The 21,435-nt window shown below is 63.8% G+C and carries 13 protein-coding genes; 5 read left to right on the top strand and 8 right to left on the bottom strand.

Annotation, left to right across the window (positions count from 1 at the left end; genetic code table 11):
- Positions 1–118: 118 nt before the first annotated feature.
- Together FIV42_RS18845 and FIV42_RS18840 are read right to left on the bottom strand one after the other, a co-directional pair.
- A complete protein-coding gene (locus FIV42_RS18845) occupies positions 119–2,323 on the bottom strand; it encodes a tetratricopeptide repeat protein (protein WP_168210758.1) in 2,205 nt (734 codons plus the stop codon).
- 223 nt (positions 2,324–2,546) lie between these two features.
- Positions 2,547–3,557 (bottom strand): hypothetical protein, encoded by a 1,011-nt coding sequence (locus tag FIV42_RS18840; protein ID WP_141199186.1) that lies wholly within the window; start codon positions 3,555–3,557, stop codon positions 2,547–2,549.
- A gap of 337 nt (positions 3,558–3,894) precedes the next feature.
- Here FIV42_RS18840 and polX point away from each other — a divergent pair, with 337 nt between their 5' ends.
- Entirely contained in the window at positions 3,895–5,619 is a 1,725-nt protein-coding gene (gene polX / locus FIV42_RS18835) for a DNA polymerase/3'-5' exonuclease PolX (protein ID WP_141199185.1), read from the top strand.
- Here the strand turns inward: polX and FIV42_RS18830 are convergent.
- Both FIV42_RS18830 and FIV42_RS18825 read right to left on the bottom strand, forming a co-directional pair.
- On the bottom strand, positions 5,616–8,006 hold the full coding sequence (locus FIV42_RS18830) for a transglycosylase SLT domain-containing protein (RefSeq protein WP_141199184.1): 2,391 nt from the start codon (positions 8,004–8,006) through the stop codon (positions 5,616–5,618). The two genes, polX and FIV42_RS18830, sit on opposite strands and share 4 nt — an antisense overlap.
- 441 nt (positions 8,007–8,447) lie before the next feature.
- Positions 8,448–9,584: a THUMP domain-containing class I SAM-dependent RNA methyltransferase gene (locus tag FIV42_RS18825; RefSeq protein WP_141199183.1), complete on the bottom strand. Its 1,137-nt coding sequence runs from the start codon at positions 9,582–9,584 to the stop codon at positions 8,448–8,450.
- 325 nt (positions 9,585–9,909) lie between these two features.
- Here FIV42_RS18825 and malQ point away from each other — a divergent pair, with 325 nt between their 5' ends.
- Positions 9,910–11,406, top strand: coding sequence for a 4-alpha-glucanotransferase (gene malQ / locus FIV42_RS18820; RefSeq protein WP_141199182.1), 1,497 nt, complete (start codon positions 9,910–9,912; stop codon positions 11,404–11,406).
- 482 nt (positions 11,407–11,888) lie between these two features.
- Positions 11,889–12,296, top strand: a complete 408-nt coding sequence (locus FIV42_RS18815; RefSeq protein WP_141199181.1) for a secondary thiamine-phosphate synthase enzyme YjbQ — start codon at positions 11,889–11,891, stop codon at positions 12,294–12,296.
- A gap of 57 nt (positions 12,297–12,353) precedes the next feature.
- Here the strand turns inward: FIV42_RS18815 and FIV42_RS18810 are convergent, their stop codons facing one another.
- The 3 genes from FIV42_RS18810 to FIV42_RS18805 are packed head-to-tail and all read right to left on the bottom strand — an operon-like array spanning position 12,354 to position 16,908.
- Positions 12,354–14,645, bottom strand: coding sequence for a sulfatase-like hydrolase/transferase (locus FIV42_RS18810; protein ID WP_168210757.1), 2,292 nt, complete (start codon positions 14,643–14,645; stop codon positions 12,354–12,356).
- Between the two features lie 4 nt (positions 14,646–14,649).
- Positions 14,650–14,778: a hypothetical protein gene (locus FIV42_RS31185; RefSeq protein WP_281285732.1), complete on the bottom strand. Its 129-nt coding sequence runs from the start codon at positions 14,776–14,778 to the stop codon at positions 14,650–14,652.
- A 6-nt stretch (positions 14,779–14,784) separates the two neighbouring features.
- Positions 14,785–16,908, bottom strand: coding sequence for a hypothetical protein (locus tag FIV42_RS18805; RefSeq protein ID WP_141199179.1), 2,124 nt, complete (start codon positions 16,906–16,908; stop codon positions 14,785–14,787).
- 128 nt (positions 16,909–17,036) lie between these two features.
- Between FIV42_RS18805 and FIV42_RS30235 the strand changes: the two genes are divergently transcribed.
- On the top strand, positions 17,037–17,177 hold the full coding sequence (locus FIV42_RS30235; protein WP_168210756.1) for a hypothetical protein: 141 nt from the start codon (positions 17,037–17,039) through the stop codon (positions 17,175–17,177).
- Between the two features lie 332 nt (positions 17,178–17,509).
- On the opposite strand, the gene FIV42_RS18800 is transcribed toward FIV42_RS30235, so the two are convergent.
- The gene (locus FIV42_RS18800) at positions 17,510–18,802 is read right to left on the bottom strand and encodes a hypothetical protein (RefSeq protein WP_141199178.1); all 1,293 of its coding nucleotides are present in this window, start codon (positions 18,800–18,802) and stop codon (positions 17,510–17,512) included.
- A 1,543-nt stretch (positions 18,803–20,345) separates the two neighbouring features.
- Here FIV42_RS18800 and FIV42_RS18795 point away from each other — a divergent pair.
- Complete coding sequence (locus FIV42_RS18795; protein ID WP_141199177.1) at positions 20,346–21,167, top strand: hypothetical protein; 822 nt, start codon at positions 20,346–20,348, stop codon at positions 21,165–21,167.
- The last annotated feature ends 268 nt before the right edge of the window (positions 21,168–21,435 follow it).

Raw genomic sequence — 21,435 nt, 5'->3', positions numbered from 1 at the left:
GCGAACCGATGAAGAGGTACTACGCTGTAATTTCCGAAAGACCATGGTCAGCCTGCTGCTTCGAACGACCGGCCGGCGGCTACGAAAAGCACTTTCGCAGCCGAGCGGCGCTCGCGCGTCATCGGACTTCTTCAAAAGATTCCTGCAATGTCTTGAGCTCGGCAGTGCGATCTTCAAAGAGCTGATTGATCCGCTGCGTCATATCTTCTTTCTTCTGCCAAGCCACATCGATCAGGCCGATATCACCGCGCATGATGATGTCTCGGAAGTCACGCTTGACTCCGATAAAGCCTCGGTAGGCCACCGCTGCGGTGACTGCCTTGGACTCGCCCATCAGATGAGCCACTTCTTTGTCGAGCATCCCCAGCATTTTGCGCTCGCTGGCGAGATCCTGGCGCAGATCTTGGGTGCGCTCGCCGACGAGCTCGTTCATGCGCGTGAAGTAGGTCTGCAGCTTCGACTCGACACGCGGAAGAATCGTGCGTGCGGCCTGAAGGTTCTCGACGGACACGCCGTTGGACCCGCCGGAGCGGCCTTGAACGTTGTCGAGGAACTGTCGCTGCTGGACCAGCATGTCTCGATACTCGTTGCGGATGGCTTGCTCTTTGGTGGTGACCTTGTCGCCCATACCCACGCGCTGGCGAGCCACGTCGATCTCCTGGCGCAGCTCGCCCTGCAGCTTTCGCAGCGCGGCGAGCGTCTTGCGCGCCTTTGCCTTCTTCTCGTCAATCTTGCGCAGTTGCTCGGCGGTGAAGTTATTGCGGGCCACGTAGCTTTCGATCGCCTCGAGCTGCTCTTGCTGGCTCTCGATATCGAAGCTGACCTGGTCGAGCGCCTTTCGAAGCCGGGAGAACCGGCCCTGGATGCGCTCGGCGCGTTGCAGCACCTGCGCGCGCGTTTTGGGCATCGCCTCGTAACGCTCGCGAAGCTTGGCGACCCTCTCTTCGAGCTCTTTCCACTGCTGCTTTTCAGCTTGGCTCATCGACGAGGAGACCAGCTTGTACTGAGCTTCGATCATGTCCTGACGAAGACCCACCATGCGACTCTCCAGCTCGACGGCCAGGGTCATCCCCTCGGCGAGCTTGGGAAACGATTCCACGTGGGCCCCGGACTCGAGACGCGCCTCCATCTGCTCGATGGCCGAGTACGAACTCTCGATGCTCTGACGAACCGAAGCGAGGTCGGAGACGGTCAGCTTCGCCTCGTCGAGCACGTCGCTATTGTCGATCCACTGCTGGACGAGCGTGGGCAGATAGTCGGGCTGCTCGCCGCGAATCTGCGCCTCGACGAGGTCGTTGAAGAACGTTTGCAGGTCGCTCTGATTGGCGACAAACGCCTCCAGCTCTTGTTTGACCGGCGAGAACGTATCGACGACTTCGGTGTAGGCGCTGCGCGCCAGGTCATAGCGCTGCAGGCGCAGCAAGAGGTCCGCCTTGAGCAGCTTGACCTTGGGCACGAAAGTCGGGTCGGGGTTCTCCAGGTACAAAAAGATGTCGGTGACCCGACTGGCAGCCTGGTAGTTTTCCTGGGCGATAAACGTCCAGGTCAGCTCGTAGAGCATTTGGTCGAAGTGCGGGCTAGTACGCTTGAGGCGCTGATAGTAGCCGATCGCAGTGTCGTAATCTTGCTTTTCGTAGGCGATTCGACCCAAGGCGAGATTGGTCAGGTCGATGAGCTCTTGCTCTTCGGGAGTCTTGGGCTTGTGGTCTGCGATGACCTTGTTGAAGACCTGCTCGGCATTGTCGAACTGCTTTTCGGCGGCGAACGCAACGCCGCGAAAGTAGTCGGCGCGCAGCGCAAATTTCGAGACCTGCGAAGCCTTCTGAAAGTAACGCCTCGCGTCGGCGAATTTGCCTTGGCGGTACAGCGTCTTGGCGCGCACGTAATTGACGGCCGGGCTCAGCTCGCTCTGGTTGTCGAGCATGGCGTTGAGCTCGGCGACGCCCTCGTAATTGCCCGTCGCCGCGGCGATCTCGAGCAGGTTGATGACCGCGTTCTGGAAAAACGGTCCCTGCCCGCGCTCGACGACGCGCTGAAAATATTTGCGCGCGGCCAAAAAGTTGCGCTGCTCGAGGAGGCTGTCGGCGAGCAGGTACAACGCTTCGTCGTACGACTCGAAGCTCTGCGCCCGCGGATTGTCGACCAGTCCCACAAAAAGGATCGATGCGCGCCCGTAATCCTCGAGAAGGTAGGCGACTTTGGCGTCGTTGAACCGCGTCTCGATCTTGTAGCGCGAGCGCAACAGCTCGGGCTTGAGGTAGCGTTCTTCGAGCTGACGCACCTGCTTTTCGAGGCCGCGTGCTTGCGCCTCGAAATCATCCATGCCTTGGGCACGTGCCTCGGGAACGCCAAGAACCGCCAGAACGACACATGCCAGCGCGAGGCTTAGCATCTGTCGGCAAGGAGGCCGCGCCTTGGGAGCGCGTCGAGCGGAGAACTGGTTGGTTTGAGCTTTCATAAAGTCAGACTTCACTGCGGCGAATTCGACTTCCCCCGAGGAACCATCGGGCCCCGAGATACCTTATGGCAGGTAAAACGGTCCGGGCTCACTTCGAGGCGGCCTTGTCGTCTTTGTCGGACTTGGCGCCTTCGCCCGCAGCGCCCTTGCCCTCTTCATCGCCTGCCTCGAGGCCGTCTCCCGACAGCTTGACCGAGCTCAGGACGCATTCGATTGCCGGCCGCTCTTCGTAGGCCGCGAAGGCGCCGCCCCGGTCGATCAGGCGGACCTTCAAGATGGTGCTTCGACCTTCCTGGGCGGTGAAGTCGCACGAGTCTTTGATCGTGAACTTGTAGCCGTCCATGTAGCTGAACAGACCGTAACCGCTGCCCTTGAGCTCCAAGAGCACCGACAGACGGTGAGCGCCCGGCGTGATCGAGCCGTTGTAGAGCTCGAAATCATCTTTATCGGCGAGGCTGCCGTCGTTGTCGGTCTTGTTGAACACGCGCGAGCCGTCGAGGGCGTAGTGAGCGCGCTTGAGCACGTAGGAGCCGCCGATATCGTTGACGTGCGAGACGATCGCTCGGCTGCCTGCCAAGTTGCCGGTGAGCACCGTCTCCTTGAGCAGCACGATACGGCTCTTCGAGCGGAACACTTTCTCTTTGAGGTCGTCGACCTTGGTCTCCAACTCGCGGATACGCACGTCGTAGGAGTCTTCGGCGGCCTCGCCCTCTTCGAAGTTGAGTCCCTCGATGCGCTCGGTTTCCATGCGCGCTTTCTTGGACTCGTCGGTGCCGGGATAATCCTCGCGCAGCGGCTTGCCGCCGGGGCCGACCTTGGGTTCCTCGGGGTCGCCCTCGGCCGACGTGGCCTTGGCTTGCGCCTCGCCCTCGGCAGCCTCCGAACCCTCGGCTGCTTCCGGCGCTTCGGCCGCTTCAGCCTGCTCGCCTTCCGCCGCCTCGTCCGAAGCTTCCCCCTCGGCAGCAGACGATTCATCCGGTGCGGCTGCCTCGGCAGGCACCTTCTGCTCTCCGCTGGAGTCTTCCTGCGCGAATCCGGGCTGGCTGATACTCAGCGCCAGTAGCGACGCTGCCAGATATGCAATGGATCGCGTTTTCATACAGTGATTCCCTTGATCGACCACGATGGTTTCTGATGTTCGTACAAGCACCGCCCCGCTCGTCTCACATCGACACGAATCGGCGTCAGCTATAACAGACAGCCTGCGACGTTATCGCCGCCGCACACCTGTCGGCGCTACGATCTCTGCCATACCTTAGCAGAGACCGCTGGATGATTCATTAGTTCTTCTTGAAGCCAGAGACAAAAAGCCACTATTGAACAGTGCGCGAGGAGAATGATGCATCCCAATAACCACGTCAAGCTTTCCGGCTCTTGACTCGTGTGAGGTTGGACGCATCCACTGTCAATTCATTCATCGCCCCCGGGATCTCCACATGGACAACAACCACTACGCTCGCATCCTAAACGAAATCGCGGCCTTAAGCCAGATAAAAGGTGTAAATCGCTTTAAAATTCGCGCATATGAGAATGCTGCGCGTACCGTAGAGAATCTGACCGAGCCCATCGATGCACGCATCGAGGACGACACGGTCGAAGACATCAAGGGCATCGGCAAGAGCATCGCCGAGGACCTGCGCGAGATCCACGAAACCGGCACCTGCACTGTGCACACCGAGCTTTTGAGCGAGCTCGACCCCGGGCTGCTCGACCTGCTCGAGATTCAGGGACTCGGCCCCAAGCGCATCAAAGCGATCTACGAAGAGCTGGGTGTCTGTGATCTTCCGAGCATGAAAGAGGCGGCTGAAAGCGGCGAAATTCAGAAGCTTTCTGGGCTGGGCAAAAAGACCGAGCAGAAGATCTTGGCCGAGATCGAGCGCCTCGAGCGACACGCAGGGCGCACGCCGTTGCCCCAGGCGCGCCGCACGGCGTTGTCGATCCGCGACCGCCTCGCCAAACTCGACGCCGTCGACCGCATCGAAATCGCCGGCTCCATTCGCCGCGGCCGCGAGACCATCGGCGACATCGACGTACTGGTGACGACCGACGACCCGCAGGCGGTCACCGACGCCTTCGTCTCGCTGACCGACGTCGCCGAGGTGCTCGTCAGCGGCGAGACCAAGACGTCGGTGCGCCTTGTCGGCGGCATTCAGGTCGACCTGCGCGTGGTCGACGAAGACCTGTTCGGCTCCGCCCTGCACTACTTCACCGGCAGCAAAGAGCACCACATCGAGCTTCGCACCCGCGCCAAGCGCGCCGGCCTCAAGATCAGCGAGTACGGCGTCTTCAAGACGGACGACGACGAAACCCTCGTCGCCTCGAAGACCGAAGAGGATATCTACGCCGCCCTCGACCTCCCCTATATCCCGCCGGAGATTCGCGAGGGCCACGGCGAGATCGAAGCCGCCGAGGAGGGCCGCCTGCCCGACCTCATCGAGATGAGCGACGTGCGCGGCGACCTGCACATGCACACCACCGAGACCGACGGCCGCGCCTCCATTCTGGAGATGGCCCAGGCTGCCAAGGAGCTCGGCTGGTCGTATATCGCCATCACCGACCACTCCCAGGCGGTCACCGTCGCCAACGGCATGACGCCCGAGCGCTTCGAGGCGCATATCGAGGCGATCAAAAAGGCCAACGACGAGATCGACGACTTCACGATCCTGTCGGGCATCGAGGTCGACATCCTCAAGGACGGCTCGCTCGACATGGACCACGACCTGCTCGCCGCGGCCGACTGGGTCGTCGCCAGCGTGCACAGCTACTTCAACATGGAGACCGACAAGATGACCGAGCGCTTGCTCGCGGCCATCGAGACGGGGCTGATTTGTGAGATGGGACACCCCACCGGGCGGATGCTCGGCGGGCGAGACGGGTACACCTACGACATGGACGCGGTCCTGGAAGCCGCGCTCGAGCACGGCGTGGCCATGGAGCTCAACGGCTCGACCGGCCGCCTCGACTTCAACGCCGAGAACGCCCGCCGCGCCCAGTCGCGCGGCCTGAAGCTCGTGCTCGGCTCCGACGCCCACTCCACCCAGGGCCTGTCGGCCATCGAGTACGCCGTCCAGCAGGCCCGCCGCGGCTGGCTCACCGCCGACGACGTGCTCAACACCCTGCCCGTCGACGAATTGTTGAAGTCAGTACGGCCGAAACATTAATTCGATTCGGGCAACTCGAAGCTAAGCCGCGGCACGCGGTCTTGGCCGTACATCCACGAATAGGTCCAGAAGCTGGCCAGCACCCGCTTGGTGTACTTGCGGGTCTGGCCGTAGGGGATGTCTTCGACCCACAGGTCCAGCGGCAAGTCGCCGCGCTCTTCGAGCCAACGCGACACGTTGCCGTGCCCGCCGTTATACCCCGCGATCACCAACGCCGGATGGGCGTCGAGTTGCTCGGAGAGCTCGGCGATATAGCCGGTGCCCAGCCGAATATTCGTCGCCGGCTCGAGCAGCTTGTCCGCCGAGAACCCCTGCAGCCCGTCCTTCTTGGCGATCTTACTCGCCGTCGCCTCCATCAACTGCAACAAGCCCCGGGCGTTCGCCCAGCTCTCGATGCGCGGGTTGAACCCGCTCTCTTCGCGCATGATCGCGTAGACCAGCGCTCGCGGAAGCTTTCGCTCGGTGACGTACTTGTCGACGGTCTGTCGAAACGGCGTGGGGAAGGCGAGCGACCAGCGCGGGTCGTCGGCGTCCTTCGGGTAGACTGTCTTCCAGTCCTGGATGTGGCGTCGCGGCAGGTCGTGCGAGATTCGGTAGGCTTCGGCGGCGTTCAACAAAAAGGTCAGCGCCCACAGGTTCGCCGCGCTGCCGTGGCTTCGCCGAAGCGCCTGAAACTCGTCTTCGGCCAGGTCGGTCAACCCGAGGCGCAACAGCGCGACGCCGCGCTTGAAGTGGTCGGCGTTTCGCAACCCGTCCGACAGCTTCACCGCCTCGGTGCGCTTCGGCTCGACGAACGTGCACAGCTTGCCGTTTTGCAGCGAGCACAGGTCGGACGCAGCCGCGCGCCCGCCCTTTTGGCCGCTCTCCTCGAGGTAGCCGAGCCTGCTGAAGGCCAGGTAGGCGTAATACGAGAGCGGGTATTTCTGCGCGATCTCGCGGTAGCCCTTCTTGGCCGCGTCGGTCTTCTTGAGCTTTTCGAGCGCGCGGGCCCTGAAATAGTGCAGGCGACCGCGCGAGTAGATGTCGTCTTCGCCGGTCTTGTCGAGCCCGTCGACGTAGGCGACGACCTCTTTGTACTTCTCGCCGCCGAACATCTCGCGCACCAAGAGCCAGTGCGCGTCCTTGGCCATATCGCCGGTCGGATAACTCGAGACTTGCTTGGCCAACAGCTTTCGCGCGTCGTCGGACTTCTCCTCCTCGCGCAAAATCCGGGCGACGAAATACATCGCGTCGTCGGCAAACGAGTGGTCCGCAAACTCCTTCCAGATGCGCGCGAACCACTTGCGCGCCTCGTCACGCTCGCCCGAGTTCCAGAACCCCTTGCCGCCCAGGTACAGCGCCTTGAGCACGTAGTCGGTGCCGGCGCACTCTTTGACGATGCGCTCGTACCACTCCGAGCCGTCGGCGTGCTGGCGAAGCTTCGAGTAGCTCTTGGCGATGAGATACAGCGACTCGCAGCGAAGCGCCTTGTCGTCCTCGAGCCCGTCGAGCTCCTCTTTGACCTCGGCGATGACCATCTTGCTGCGGTGGGCGCCGAAGAGCGCGCGGTAGCGGTTCATCCGAATCGCCCGCGACGGCTCGTCGACAGCCGCCTTCAACTCTTTGGACAGATGCTTCTTGATGGCGTCGAGTCGCTTCTGCGCCTCGGTCGCCGACTCGGTGAGCGCGTGCTTTTCGAGCACAGCCAGGTACGCCTTGGCGGCCGCGTCCCACTGCTTGGTCTTCTCGTAGGCGCCGGCCAGCGACATACGCGCGTCTTCGGCGGAGCGGCCGCGCGGGTACTTGTTCAGGTACAGCTCGAGCGTCTTGATGGCCCGCTCGGTATCACTCGACGTGCCGGTCTCCAAAAGCGCGTTCGCCAGCAGAATCAGACTCTTCCCCAACAGCAGGCTGTCGTGCGGCACCTGGGCTGCGCTGAGCGCCGCCTTGTGGTGCTTTTCGGCAGCCACGGCGCTCTGGGCGAGCCAGTAGAGCCGGTAATCTTCGAGCCGGTCGACCTTCCCCGACAGCCCCTCGAGCTTGGCGAACGCCTCCTTAGGCTTGTCGGCCTGCAGCGCCAAATACCCTTCGAGCAGGTCCACGTAGGGGTCGTCTTCGGCGCCCTTCTTCTGCACGAGCAACAACGCCACGTCGTAGCGCTCCTCGGCGATCGCGTCGCGCACCGCCTCGTCGACGAACGGCTTGGCGTCGTCGCCGAGCGGGCTCTGGGCCGATGTCTTCTCGGAGGGAAAACGAGAAATGACGCGAAATTTGGCCTCGTCTCCCGCCGAGCGCAGCGTCGACGACGCGCCCTTGCTTTCTTGGCCGCAGGCCATCGCGGCCCAGCTTGTGATGACGAGGAGGAGCAGAATCCCCAATAGGTGTGGACGGATGTCCCGGTTGTGCATCACGTTCCTTTTTTGCCTTCCGTGGACTATTGAAGCAGACAAACAACAATTTGGGGGACGCACATTTCACCTTCTCGGGTCATCGATACGACCCTCAAATTGTAGTCTGTCCGCCCAAATAGACTATTGAAGCAGACAAACAACAATTTGGGGGACGCACATTTCACCTTCTCGGGCCATCGATACGACCCTCAAATTGTGGTCTGTCCGCCCAAATAGCACGTTCGTATAATGCGATAGCCCTCGCATCTAGTCCAGAAATCGACGTCGCCCCCAATTCGCGCCCCGGCCCACGCACTGTTGCGCGTCGGAAGCAAAGGCGACGGGGGCCTCTTCGAGGAAGAATGCGATCGACGCTATGGCTCGACTGCCGGCGCATTCGTACTCCGTTCATTCGCCCGAGAAGAGGCCCCCTAGCCTTTGCGAACTCACCCACCAATGTCAGCGATGCCGAGCGAGCCAGAATTTGACGGCGATCCCCCCGTTCTGGAATCGCATCTCTTCTTTGAACTTGAGCCGGTCATGCGACGGCGTGATGTCCGACGGCAGCACGAGCCCCATACGCCAGCCCTTGAAGTGCTCGGCGAAGCGGTCGACCAGCGTCTCCCACGCCGCGCGCGGTCCGCTGCCCTCCTCCAGGCGCTCGCCGTAGGGCGGGTTGGCGATGATCATGCCGCGCTTCTCACTCGGCGGGGTCAGCTCGGCGACGTCCGCCTGGCGGAACTCGGTGCAGGCCGACATCCCGGCGAGTTCGGCGTTCTTCTGGGCCGCGTCGACCGCCTCGGGGTTGGCGTCGAAGCCCCAAAACTGCACCTCGTCGATCTCGCGCATCCGCCGGCGCCCCTTCTCGACGACGTCGTCCCACAAAGGCTGGCGAAAATTCTTCCAGCGATGAAAGGCGAAGTCGCGCATATCGCCCGGCGGGCGCTTCGAGGCCATCCACGCCGCCTCGACCAGAAACGTCGCCGAGCCGCACATCGGGTCGACCAGGGGCTTTCGATGATTCCACCCCGCCCGGATGAGCAGCGCGGCGGCCAGCGTCTCGCGAATGGGCGCCTCGACGGCCTCCTGGCGCCAGCCGCGCTTGTAGAGGTGCTCGCCCGAAGCATCGAGGCTCAACTGGCAGCGGTCTTCGTGGATGCGCGCCAACAGGTACTGCGCGCCCTCCTCTTGCTCCTCGACGATCGTCGGCGCCGGCCGCTTCAGGTCCTCTTCGAAGTGCTCGCGAATCGCGTCGGCGACCGTCTCGGCGATGCGGTCGGTGTGGATCAGATGCGACTTTCGGCCCACGCCCTTGATATAGACCTTGTTCTCCTCTCCCAGCAGCCGCTCCCAGCCGAACCGACGCGTCTTGCGGTACAGCTCGGGGAAGTCACGGGCGCGAAACTCGTCGAGGCGCAGGTAGAGCCGGTTGGCCGTACGCACCTCGTAATTCGCCCGGTAGAACACGCGGTTGGTCGCGTCGAACTCCACCCCGCCTGTGTGCTTCTCGATCTTGCGGCCACCGACCGCGTCGATCTCGTCGGCGAGTTGTTTTTCGAATCCGGGTGCTGTGATGGCGAAATAGCGTTGGGTCATGTGGTTTGGTTGTTGGGAGTGGTGGAGTGTTGAAAGTTAGAGGCTGTTGGCTCGGTTTGTCGAGGCGTGGGCCCTGCAGAATCGGAACGCCGTCTACCTAGGCAATTAAGGACATAGGGGCTGCGAATTGCGTCGACTAGCCGACTCGTGGCGACTCGCAGCCCTCATGTCCTTAATTGCTTATGTAGCAGGCGCCGCGCATCTGCAAGGCGACCACCGAAGGCTACACCTCCAAGAACCAAGAACCAAGAACCAAGAACAGTTGCACCAATTCGACACGACTAGTATTTCAGACACGTTCACATCCCCGCATCCACGTAGCGATATGGAAAGATCAGCCGGAGTCTTGCTGCACCCGACAAGCTTGCCCAGCCCCGACGGCATCGGAACCCTCGGCGCCGAGGCGCGCGCCTTCGCCGACCGCCTCGGCGAGGCGGGCCAATCGTGGTGGCAAACGCTTCCGCTCAACGTGCCCGGCCACGGCGGCTCGCCGTACTCGGCGACGTCGGCCTTCGCCGGAAACGACCTGATGATCGACCTCGACGCGCTCGTCGGCCGCGCGTGGCTGACTCGCGACGAGGTCGACGCCTACCGCCAGAAGGTCGCCGACCTCGATCCCAACCACCTCGACTACGGCGTGGTCGCCCCCGCAAAGGGCGAGCTCCTCAACCTCGCCTGCGAGCGCTGGCGAAAAGACGACCAGGGCAGCCGCGCCGAGTTCGACGCGTTCTGCGAGCGCGAGTCCGACTGGCTCCAGGACTACGCGCTCTTTATGAAGCTTAAATTCGAGTACGGCGGCGTCGAGTGGCGCCAGTGGCCCAGCGAGTACGTCGAGCGCGACGAAGTGGCGCTCGCGCGCTTTCGCGAGGAGCACGCCGACGGCATCGAAAAGCTCGAGTGGCGCCAGTGGATCTTCTTCGACCAGTGGCAAAAGCTTCGCGACTACGCCGGCGAGCGCGGCATCCAATTTATTGGCGACATCCCCATCTTCGTAGCCATGGACAGCGCCGACGTGTGGGCCAACCGCGACATCTTCCAGATGGACGAAGACGGCAACGTCGACGACGTCTCCGGCGTGCCCCCCGACTACTTCAGCAAGACGGGCCAAAAGTGGGGCAACCCGCTGTACGACTGGGACGCCATCGACGCGCAGAACTACAAGTGGTGGCTCGCCCGCATCGAGACGGTCCTCGAGACCGTCGACCTCATCCGCATCGACCACTTCCGCGGCTTCGAAGCCTACTGGGCGGTGCCCGCCGAGGCCGACACGGCCGTCGACGGCGAATGGCGAGACGGCCCCAAAGACGCCCTCTTCGAGGCGATCGAAGACGAGCTCGGCGAGGTCCCCTTCATCGCCGAAGACCTCGGCCTGATCACCGACGAGGTCCTCGAGCTTCGCGACCGCCACGAACTGCCGGGCATGAAGGTCCTGCAATTCGCCGACTGGGACGACCCCGAGCACATCTTCCTGCCGGAGAACTACGAAGAGAACTTCGTCGCCTACACCGGCACCCACGACAACGACACCACCCGCGGCTGGTACGAAGACCTCGACGACATGCAACAGCACAAGGTGCGCGAGTACCTGTCGTGCGGCGACGACGAGATCGTCTGGTGCATGATCGACGCAGTCTTCGGCTCCGACGCCGGCATGGCGATCGTGCCCGTGCAGGATATCTTCGAGCTCGGCACCGAAGCGCGCATGAATGTGCCCGGCGGCAACGGGAACAACTGGACGTGGCGCATGGATGCGGCGTTGTTGGAGCCGGGTGAAGCGTGGGAGAGGTTGGGGAAGGTGACGGAGGAGAGTGATCGGAAATGAGTTTTTCCTCCTCCTCGGTCCTCCTCCACTTCGCTTTGCTTGCGGAGGAGGAGTCCCCTCCTCGGTCCTCCCCTACGCTACGCTTTGCTTCGCGCAGGGGAGGAAGATGTTGCCAGTACGCACCTGGTACAGAGATCGGTAGAGCAACATCGCACCCTGTACAGAGATCGACTAAACGACATCTTCCTCTCCACCCGTAGCGAAGCGAAGGGAAGGAGAGGACCGAGGAGAGGCCTCCCTCTCCACCCGTAGCGAAGCGAAGGGAAGGAGAGGGACCGAGGGAGAGGCCCCATCGCACTCTGTACAGAGATCGATTGAACGACATCTTCCTCTCCACCCGTAGCGAAGCGAAGGGAAGGAGAGGACCGAGGAGAGGCCTCCCTCTCCACCCGTAGCGAAGCGAAGGGAAGGAGAGGGACCGAGGGAGAGGCCCCCCTAAACCCCAAACCCCCAAACCCCAAACCCCAAACCCCAAACCAACCATGCTCAAAACCCTAACAATCCAAACCCCATCACAAGGCCTCCACGAATTCACCCACGAGGTCCGCGACGTCGTCCGCAGCGCCGACCTCCAAGAGGGCCTCTGCACGCTGTTCATCCAACACACCTCGGCCAGCCTGACGATCCAAGAGAACGCCGACCCGTCGGCGCGCCGCGACCTCGAGAACTGGATCAACCGCCACGTGCCCGAGAACGACCCGCACTACACCCACACGATGGAGGGCCCCGACGACATGCCCTCGCATATCAAGGCGGCAATCACCTCGACGACGCTGTCCATCCCGATCATCGACGGCGACCTGGCGCTGGGCACTTGGCAGGGGATTTTCCTGTGGGAGCACCGCACCAGCCCGAAGAGCCGGCGCGTGGTGGTGCATATCGGGGCGTGAAATCGGGGAGCTAACCGCAAAGGGCGCCAAGTGCGCTGGGGACGCAAAAGTAAAAACTCAATTACCTTTGCGCAGCTTTTTCTCTTTGCGACCTTTGCGCACTTTGCGGTTCTTCTCTTTGCCTTTCTTTCGAAGCCTCAGAGCACGCTCGTTCTCGCGCAGCCACTCGAGCTTCTGAGCGGTGACGTAGCGATACATCTCCAGCATTTCGGGCTTCTCGTCGGCCAGGTTGTCGAGGCCGACGGGGTCTTTCTTCCAGTCGAGCAGGCGACGGTGGCCTTTGCGCCGGTCTTCGATATAGGCGAAGTCCAGGGTGCGCATCGACAGCTTGCGGAACGGGTCCTGGGAGCGTTTGCGGTCCTCGGGGAGGTAGAAGAGCCCGAAGACGACGTCCTTTTGGACCGGCTTGTCGTCGAACAGCACCGGGACCAAGCTCTCGCCGATCCAGTCTTCGTCGGCCTCGATGCCGGCGAGGTTCGCCAGCGTGACGGGCATGTCGGCGTGTGAGACGAGACCGTCGACGCGCTTCCCTCGTCCTTTGGCCGCCTGGATGACAAAGGGCACGTGCAGCACCGGCGTGTCGAGCGTGTAGCCGTGGTGGTGCTTTTTGTGCCGGGCGTCGAACGCCTCGCCGTGGTCGGAGGTGAAGGCGAGCACGTACTCCTCGGGCTCGTAGGTCTGGGCGATGGCGTCGAACAGCTCGCCCCAATACTTGTCGGTCCAGCGAAGCTCGTTGTCGAAGCGATCGACCCGCTCGTTGCCCTCGAAGACCTCGTGACCCTTCGGCACCTCGTAGGGGGCGTGGTGGTCGAAATAATGCACCCACAAAAAGAGCGGCTTCTTGCCCTTGTGCTCGCGGATCAACTCGATGGCACGCTCGGTTAGCTCGGGAGCGGTGTGGCCTTTGTCCTTGGCCGTACGCATCGGCTTTGTGTCGACCTCGTCGAAGCCGTGGGCCAACCCGCGCCAGGTCTTGGGCACGAAGAGCTTGTCTCCCGGAAGAAACACCGTCCTGTAGCCGCGCTCGGTGAGCTTGCTCGCCAGCGACGGCGTCTCTCGCTTCCACGGGAAGGGGTGGATGCGGGTCTTCTTCAGCGGCATCATGCTGTTAAACATGCCCGCGAGCAGCCCGGGCATCGCCAAGCGCGTGCTCGGGGCGAGGGCGAACCCATTCTCGAAGACGGTGGCGCGCTCGGCCCACTTCGCCAGCTCCGGCGTCGTGTCGCGCTTGTAGCCCGCCATATTCGTGTGGCCGTGGGAGAGCGCATCGGTGGTGACCAGGATGATATGCGGCTTTTTGGCGATCCCCTCGGGCTGCGGGTGAGAGCTCGTCCCCTCCTCGAAGTCGGCCAAGTCGATGCTCAGATCTGCGCCCGAGCAGTTCTCGTCGATCCCATTGGAGATGATTTCACTCTGGGTCGGGCTGATCTTGGGGTCGTGGGGCGCGCAGTCGTTGCCTGCAAAGACGTGCAGCGCGCCGTCGTCGTCGTAGTCGAGCTTTTTGTCCAGGACGCCGTACCACGCGCTGGCGACCGACGTCTGACCGACGAAGACGCCTCGCGCCTTGGCCAGCGAGACGGGCATATAAGCGGTGCCGAGGCCCAGCAAAATCGTCAGACCGGCCGACGCACTCGCGAGCCAGCGCACATGCCCGGGCCACCGCTCGATGAGCTTGTAGGTGCCCGCGACGGCGGCGCATCCGGCCAACAAACTGGCGACGAAGTGCCAGGGAAGGTGCGGAATGACGTCGGGCAGCGCGAACCAGAGGGCCACGACCACCAAACACCCCGAGGCCCCGAGCACCGCGAGCGTATAGGCCGGCGCCAGCGCCCCTCCGGGCACGAAGCGGCCCAGCCAACCCAACAGCGCCTCGAGCGGCAACACGAGCAGAGGCGCGATCAGCGCCAACGCCAACGCAGCCACCAGCAAGACGCCGGCGATGAGCAACACCGCAAAGGCGGTGGTCTTGACCGTGCTCAACACGGCCTCGCCAGTCACGACCCCGACGCCGAACCAGACGGCGAGGAGCAGCGGCAACGCCAGAAGCCACGCGCTTCGGCGCGCGTGCTGCCGTGCCGAGCCTCGCCAGAGCCAGGCCGACGCGCGCTGGACGAGCAAGCGCGCCGGCTCGAACGCGTCGAGGTACAGACTCCACCCGGCGAAAATCGCCGCCGCGGCGAGTCCGGCCCCGAGCACAAGCGGGGCCGCGACGCCGACGTTGAACGGCGCACTCCACACCGGCGCGCTCGCAGACTGCAGCGCGAGGTAGAGCCCCTCGACCGCAAACCAACCCAGCGCGAACGCCAGACCAAAGAGGCCGCCCTTGATGAATCGCTCGACGAAGCTCATGCAACTACTGCTTGGGGATGACCGGAAGTGACGTGGCCGCGCCCGAGCGCTCGAACGGACGAGCGAGCTGGGCGCAAGCCGGGGCATCATAGGTAATATCGGTGTGACGAAACAAGTCGGTGTGACGAAACACGTTAGTTCACCGCACCATCCACACTTCATCGACCAACAGGTGTCCCCACCCGCCCGTCGACTCGTCGACGAGCGCGAGGCGCACCTTCTGGCCCTCGAGCTCGGACACGTCCCACCGCACTTCCCTCAAGATTTCGCTGTTCTCGCCGCGGGCGGTGAACAGGACCTTGCCGCGGGCGTCGCGCAGCTCGACGCGGACCTTGTCGCCCTTGCCGCCGCCGACGCGAAGCACCAGCTCGTTGCCGTCGACCTCGAAGAGCGGCGAGACCGCCGTGCCGGTGGCCTTGTCGCCGCCGTGGTACGAGTTCATCAGGCGGTCGCCGCCGAAGCCACCCACGGGCATCTGGCGGGCGAGTTTGCCGCGGGCGGGCCCTCGGCCCCAGGCGCGGCCGCGGATATTCCAGCCCTGCAGGCGAGTCGATTCGAAGTCGAAGACCACGCGGGCGTTCTCCGGCGGCTCCATCGGCCGGATCGGCCGCCACACGCGCAGGCCGCGCACCTCGTAGCCGGTCGGCTGCGAGGGCATCATCTCGTCGGTCAGCTTGAGCGAGGGGCGATAGCTGCGCTCCAGGGGGCGAAACATCGCCTCCCTATTATACGGCTTGAGGATGACGATATCCCACCTCTTCTCCTGCAGCCCCTCCTTCAACCCGACGACCTCGGTCGCGCGATCGGGCAGCCAGACGCACTCCTCGCCGGGCTTCTGCTCCTCGGGCGGCGGGCAATGGCGAGGCGACAGGTTGGTGACGTCGGTGATGCTCATCTTGTGGGTGTGCAGCGGCTTGCCGGCCAGGTGCGCGTACCACGGGGAATAGGGCACGAAGACCGGGCCGTCGACCTCGCGAAGCGTCTCGACGAGGCGGTCGCCGGCGGCTTGGTCTTGGGCGGTGGGCACGAATTTGTCGGGCTCCCACAGCGCCTCGTGCGAGTGCGCGGCGAGCGCGGCGAGCGCGGCGAAGACGAGCGCGGTCTGGCTGCGCGGGCCGATCTCGCGGCCGATCTCGGCGAGCGTGACCACGCCGGCGGCCGAGGCGATGGCGCCGAAGACGAGCGCCGGGATAAACGCGTTCAGGTACGACCACTGCGTCGTCAGGCCGACCGCGCCGACGACCACGGCGACCCCGAAGAACCACGCCCACAGCAAAAACTGCCCGCCCGAGCGCGGCAGCCTGCGGCGCACGGCCGCGTAGACGCCCACGACGACCAGCGCCGCGCCGACGACGACGAGCGCGGTCGGAAATTTGTCCCAGAACTTCTCGAACGCCCCCCAGAAGCGCTCGCTCTCGTTGGTGTGGCGTTGGTGGTATTGGTAGATGTAGGTCCAGAACCACCCGTCGGTCAGCGTGTTGTAGAGGTAGGTGCCGCCCAGCCCGATCGTGCCGCTGGTGACCACGTAGGCGGGCACCATGCGCCAGTTGAGCACCAGGATCGCCGCGCCGGCGGCGGCCACGAAGAGCACGCCGGTCTGCTTGACGAAAAAGCCGAGCGCGAGCACCGCCGCGCACCCGACGATGCGCCAGTCGACCCAGCCGCCCAGCGTGGTCGACTCCTTCGACTTCGGCCCCCACACCATCAGCCCCAGAGCCGAGGCGGCTACCATGAAGATGAGCAGGGAGTCGGCGCGGCCGATATCGTACCAGCCGTCCATCCACGGATATCCCGACGCATAGATCCCCGCGCCGCCCAACGCCCCGGCGGCCGCGATCGGCCACCACAGCCCGTCCGGCTCGGATACGCGAGCGGCCTGCATCGAGCGGTACGCCACCGTCCCCACGATCACCAAACACCCCAGAATGGCCAGGTTGCTGACCGCCCGGGCCGTGCCGTACGAAATCCCGAAGATGCTCCCCAGCGCCGCGATGAGCGCCGGGTAGCCGGGCGTATAGAGATAGGGAATGAAGTCGACCGACGGCGGCGGATACACCGACAACCCGTTGGCGATACGCCAGGCGTGGGTCAGGTTGCCGCCCTCCATCCACTCGAGGTCGTAGCCGTAACCAAACCGCCGCCCCACCGCCCCGGCCAACAGGCCGAGCTGGCGAAGCCCCGGAAGCGCCAACAGCAGCCAGAAGGCCGCCGTCAGCCACCTGTCGAACTTGGACAGGCGTGAATCGGCGTCGGGTTGTTGCATCGGTCAGAGTCCCTACAGATGATATCGGAGCGCCCGAAGGCGTTGAACGATATACAAGAGTTCGGCGACAAATGCCAATTCGCGCGCTTTCGGTGCGAGTGCTTCCAGCTCTCGCTTACGAGGGCAAGATGCCCACGCACCGAACAATTCGCGCGCTTTCGGTGCGGGTGCTTCCAGCTCTCGCCGACGAAGGCAAGATGCCCACGCACCGAACAATTCGCGCGCTTTCGGTGCGGGTGCTTCCAGCTCTCGCCGACGAGGGCAAGTGAAGGCTTCACAAATTGAGCGCAGGCTTACGCTCCGTCCGTGATCGTGATCGTGATCGTGATCGGCTGTTTGACCGCTAGCAACCGCAACAGCCGATCACGATCACGACTACGATCACGATCACGGGGGCAGTTGACCGGTTCTGCTTCCCGACGGTGAATTTCTTAAGACGCACCGAACACATGCGGCACGCCTCCGTGGTCAGCCTTCTTCGGTGCTTCCGCGGTTCTCGGTGTGCTCTACCGTGATTCCATGGCTCAATGTTTCCGTGGCTCCATGTTTCCATGCCTCCACGGCCTCCGAGCCTCCACGCCCTCCACGCCTCCTCACGCGCTCACTGCCTCGTCACGTGCACGATATTCGACGAGCTCACCTCTCTTCGCCCGCTGCGGCAATACGGATTGGAGAAGCTGAGCAGCTGGACCGCGTGCACACGCTCGGGTTCGACGGCGAGCTCGAAGGGCACCTCGACGGCAAACTTTTCTTGGGTGCCGAAGTAGTCGCTCGGCCGCGCGGGCAGCTCGACATAGCCGCGCGGGGCGTCGAGCGCGCGCTGGCCGTCGAGGGCGACGACGTACATGGGCGCCTGCGGCTCACGCGAAGAGCTTCGCAGCCAGGCGCGAAGCCGGGCGGTGTCGGCCTCGACCTCGAAGATCTGAGCCAGGTCGACGTCGTCGTACACCGCGGGAGGATCGAGACTCGACGGATCCCAGACCTCTTCGGGCGGCTCGACAAACCCGGCAAAACTGCGCATCTCGGCGCGCAGATACTCCGGAGGCGCCACGGGGCCGCCCTCCCCACTCTCGAGCTCGACCGCCGCGGCGTGCGTGAACGCCGTCGTCCCGTAGTTCAAGATCAGCGAGTGACTGCGCACCTCGCCGATGCCCATCGCCTTGCCCGAGTCGCGCGGCGGGCGACCCACCAGGCTGACGCGCACGTCGTAGGCGCTCTTTTCGGGGAACACCGACGGCGGCAACACCAGCGTAAAGGCCACCGGCTGGTCGATCTGCAGGTCGACCGTCTTCGAGCGAACCCACTCGTCGACGCCCCGGGCCTCCTCGAGGCTGGGAAACGGCTCCGAGCCCAGCTCGGGATTGACCGGAATGACCCCGAACTCGACGGGCTCGAAGTCCACGAAGACAAACAACTCGTAGAGCTTTGGAGGGTTCAGCTCCTCGCCGGTCACCACGTAGGCGGCGTCCATGACCGCATACTCCCCCTCGTGCAGCCACACCTCGTCGGCCCGAGAGCTCGGGCGCATGTGCTCGCGAGGCCGCAGCACACGCCTCATGCGATTCGAGTAGCCCTCAGCCGGCTGCGCGCTGTCGGGATCGACGATGCCACGAATATCGCCCACCGCGGCAAGCCCGGCCTCCGGCTTCGCAAACGCCTCGCCCGAGCCCGTCTGGCCCTCCAGCGGGTCGCGACACCCCTCGTCACCGACGTCCTGCCCCGTCGAGTCGACGGACGCGTCCGGCTCGGAGTCGGTCGATGGTGCGACGTCCGACACCTCGGGGTTCGCTCCCTGCCCGTGCTCGTCGCACGCCACGGACCCCAGCGCCGGTGCAGCCAACGTCGCTGTGATCAACCAGAGACGAATGAAGTGTGTCGTGAACGAGCGAAGCACTGTTGCCCCTCGATGAAGAAAAAGGAACGCGTCGTGCGGCCGCGAGAAGTCCGACGGCAGAAGTCATAAGTGCAAACACGGAGGACCTTGGCCTTTCGGTGCGAGTGCTTCCAGCTCTCGCTGACGAGGGCAAGATGCCCACGCACCGAACTTACCTCGCGCTGTCTTCTTACCGAACTAACATCGCGCTGTCTTCTTTCGGTGCGAGTGCTTCCAGCCCTCGCTGACGAGGGCAAGTGAAGGCTTCACAAATTGAGCGCAGGCTTACGCTCTGTCCGTGATCGTGATCGTGATCGTGATCGTGATCGGCTGTTTGACCGCTAGCAACTGCAACAGCCGATCACGATCACGACTACGATCACGATCACGGGGGCAGTTGACCGGTTCTGCTTCCCGACGGTGAATGTCTTAAACTGTAAGATGCCCACGCACCGAACACATGCGGCACGCCTCCGTGGTCAGCCTTCTTCGGTGCTTCCGCGGTTCTCGGTGTGCTCTACCGTGATTCCATGGCTCAATGTTTCTGTGCCTCCGTGTTTCCATGGCTGCATGCCGCCTGCCTCGCGCGCGCGACTTGCGAGTACGAAGAGCGTAGCAGCATGGCTCCCTCCCCCTGGGTCCCGCGGACCCACCCCCATTGACCATCCAAGACGTACCTCGGCGCTGCCTCCGCCCGCCTCAGCTTCGCCCACCCGCGTGGGGTGGCTCGGCTGGAGGCGTGGGCCAGGCCGGGGTGTCATTTCGTCGTCGGGTGCGCATCCGCGAGGGCCGATCTCGAACACGGCGCTGGGTGAGACGACGCGTCGAGGCCCTCATTACGGTTATCGGCAAAATTGCCGAATCGTTGCGTACTATTTTTGAAATCGGGCCATGGTGGGTGTGGCAGACGGGATCGCTCTGTTGAGGCCGTGGAAGCACCGAGGCCGTTGAGGCCGTGGAAACACGGAAGCGCACACCGAGGACCCCGGAAACGTTGAAGAACACTGAGGCGAGGGCCGACGGCCGCGCGGACGTTTCCTTCGGTCACACACGGCTGTCGCCCTTCGGTGCGAGTGCTTCCAGCCCTCGCTGACGAGGGCAAGATGCCCACGCACCGAACACATATCGCGCTGTCGCCTTTCGGTGCGAGTGCTTCCAGCCCTCGCTGACGAGGGCAAGATGCCCACGCACCGAACACACATCGCGCTGTCTTCTTTCGGTGCGAGTGCTTCCAGCTCTCGCTGACGAGGGCAAGTGAAGGCTTCACAAATTGAGCGCAGGCTTACGCGCCGTCCGTGATCGTGATCGTGATCGTGATCGGCTGTTTGACCGCTAGCAACTGCAACAGCCGATCACGATCACGGGGGCAGTTGACCGGTTCTGCTTCCCGACGGTGAATTTCTTAAGGCACCGAACCCTCAACGGCCCCTTCCCCCCCGCCACCTCTCCTGCTATCGTCGCCCTACATCCTTTTCATTCATGCCCACGTCGGTACGAGGGGGCAGCTAACCAGACGCCACACCCGTCTGTGCTGCGGGTGCGCGTCGCCAACGCTGGAGTTGCTATGAGTCGCACGGTACCGCAGGACGAATTCATCGACACCTACAAGCAGGACCACACCCGCGCGCAGTGGTCGGCGCGCAACGCGCTGGAGGCGGCGAAGCAGGAGAACGTCGACCCGGAGCTCACCGACTGCCTGCAGGAGCTCTACGATCGTTGCGTGAGCCACAGCGGGCTGCTGCAGGCGTATAGCGTGGCCCAGGAGCAGGTGGTCGACCCGGAGGTCGGCCCGGCCGACAACCGGCTCGACCGCAACTATTCGAGCTTCGTGGCCAAGGTCGAGACCGAGATCGACCTGTACGGCGCGGATTCGGCGCGTGGCAAGGCCGCCCAGAAGATGCTCGGCGGGCCGCTGCGTGCGCCCGTGCACACGGTGACCAACGTGCACCGCGAGGAGCAGGAGTCGACCATGGGCACCATCATCGGCCAGTTGGCCAACGACTTCGTCAACGAGATCAAGACCTGCGAGCTCGAGGCGCACTTCGACGTGCTGCAGGCTGATTTCGACGAGTTCGTCGCCCGTATGAGCGTCGACCACGACGCCGAGGGGCCCACCAAGCAGGCGATCGCCGCCAGCAAAGACGGCATCCGCGCAAAAATGTACGAGTGCATCTGGCGCATCGGCGGGGCCTACCCGACCACCTCGGAGGCCGACCTGCGCATGCGCTCCAAATTGTTGGGGCCGTTCGCCATGCAAAACGATCGGCTCGCGGAGTTCTACAGCCGAAACGGTGGCGGCCAGCCCCCCGAGGTCGACCCGCAAACCGGTGAGAATCGCGCCGACGAGGACGCCCCCCTCCCCGACCAGCCGGCCGTCGAAGCCTGAGTTGGGGCCCCGGGGGTGGGGCTCGAACCCGCCGGCGCGCCTCTTGACGAGGTTGATCTGGCGCAAAAATGCGCAAACGCCCCGCCCTCGGCCATTTGACCTGACCCGAAAGTGCTCGCGAGCACTTCGTCGCCGACTCGACTTGGCGCGCGAAGGCCCGCGAGCACTCTCTTTTCTTGCTACCCCTGCCTCGCGAACGCGTTCGAGCATGCAGCGGGCGAAGTCACCCTGCCGCTCGTGTGCTCGAACGGGCTCGGCCGTCAGGTCA

Origin of the sequence: Persicimonas caeni, from assembly GCF_006517175.1 — a bacterium.
Lineage (GTDB): Bacteria > Myxococcota_A > Bradymonadia > Bradymonadales > Bradymonadaceae > Persicimonas > Persicimonas caeni.
The sequence above is the reverse complement of the archived record's forward strand: the minus strand, read 5'-3'. Positions and strand labels throughout refer to the sequence as shown.

Bases quoted from the DNA above. Each gene is read 5' to 3' on its own strand.
- FIV42_RS18825 (WP_141199183.1), bottom strand. From the start codon at position 9,584: ATGACCCAACGCTATTTCGCCATCACAGCACCCGGATTCGAAAAACAA.
- FIV42_RS18805 (WP_141199179.1), bottom strand. From the start codon at position 16,908: ATGCAACAACCCGACGCCGATTCACGCCTGTCCAAGTTCGACAGGTGG.
- malQ (WP_141199182.1), top strand. From the start codon at position 9,910: ATGGAAAGATCAGCCGGAGTCTTGCTGCACCCGACAAGCTTGCCCAGC.
- FIV42_RS18815 (WP_141199181.1), top strand. From the start codon at position 11,889: ATGCTCAAAACCCTAACAATCCAAACCCCATCACAAGGCCTCCACGAA.
- FIV42_RS18795 (WP_141199177.1), top strand. From the start codon at position 20,346: ATGAGTCGCACGGTACCGCAGGACGAATTCATCGACACCTACAAGCAG.
- FIV42_RS30235 (WP_168210756.1), top strand. From the start codon at position 17,037: ATGCCCACGCACCGAACAATTCGCGCGCTTTCGGTGCGGGTGCTTCCA.
- FIV42_RS18845 (WP_168210758.1), bottom strand. From the start codon at position 2,323: ATGGATGATTTCGAGGCGCAAGCACGCGGCCTCGAAAAGCAGGTGCGT.
- polX (WP_141199185.1), top strand. From the start codon at position 3,895: ATGGACAACAACCACTACGCTCGCATCCTAAACGAAATCGCGGCCTTA.
- FIV42_RS18840 (WP_141199186.1), bottom strand. From the start codon at position 3,557: ATGAAAACGCGATCCATTGCATATCTGGCAGCGTCGCTACTGGCGCTG.
- FIV42_RS18830 (WP_141199184.1), bottom strand. From the start codon at position 8,006: ATGCACAACCGGGACATCCGTCCACACCTATTGGGGATTCTGCTCCTC.
- FIV42_RS18810 (WP_168210757.1), bottom strand. From the start codon at position 14,645: ATGAGCTTCGTCGAGCGATTCATCAAGGGCGGCCTCTTTGGTCTGGCG.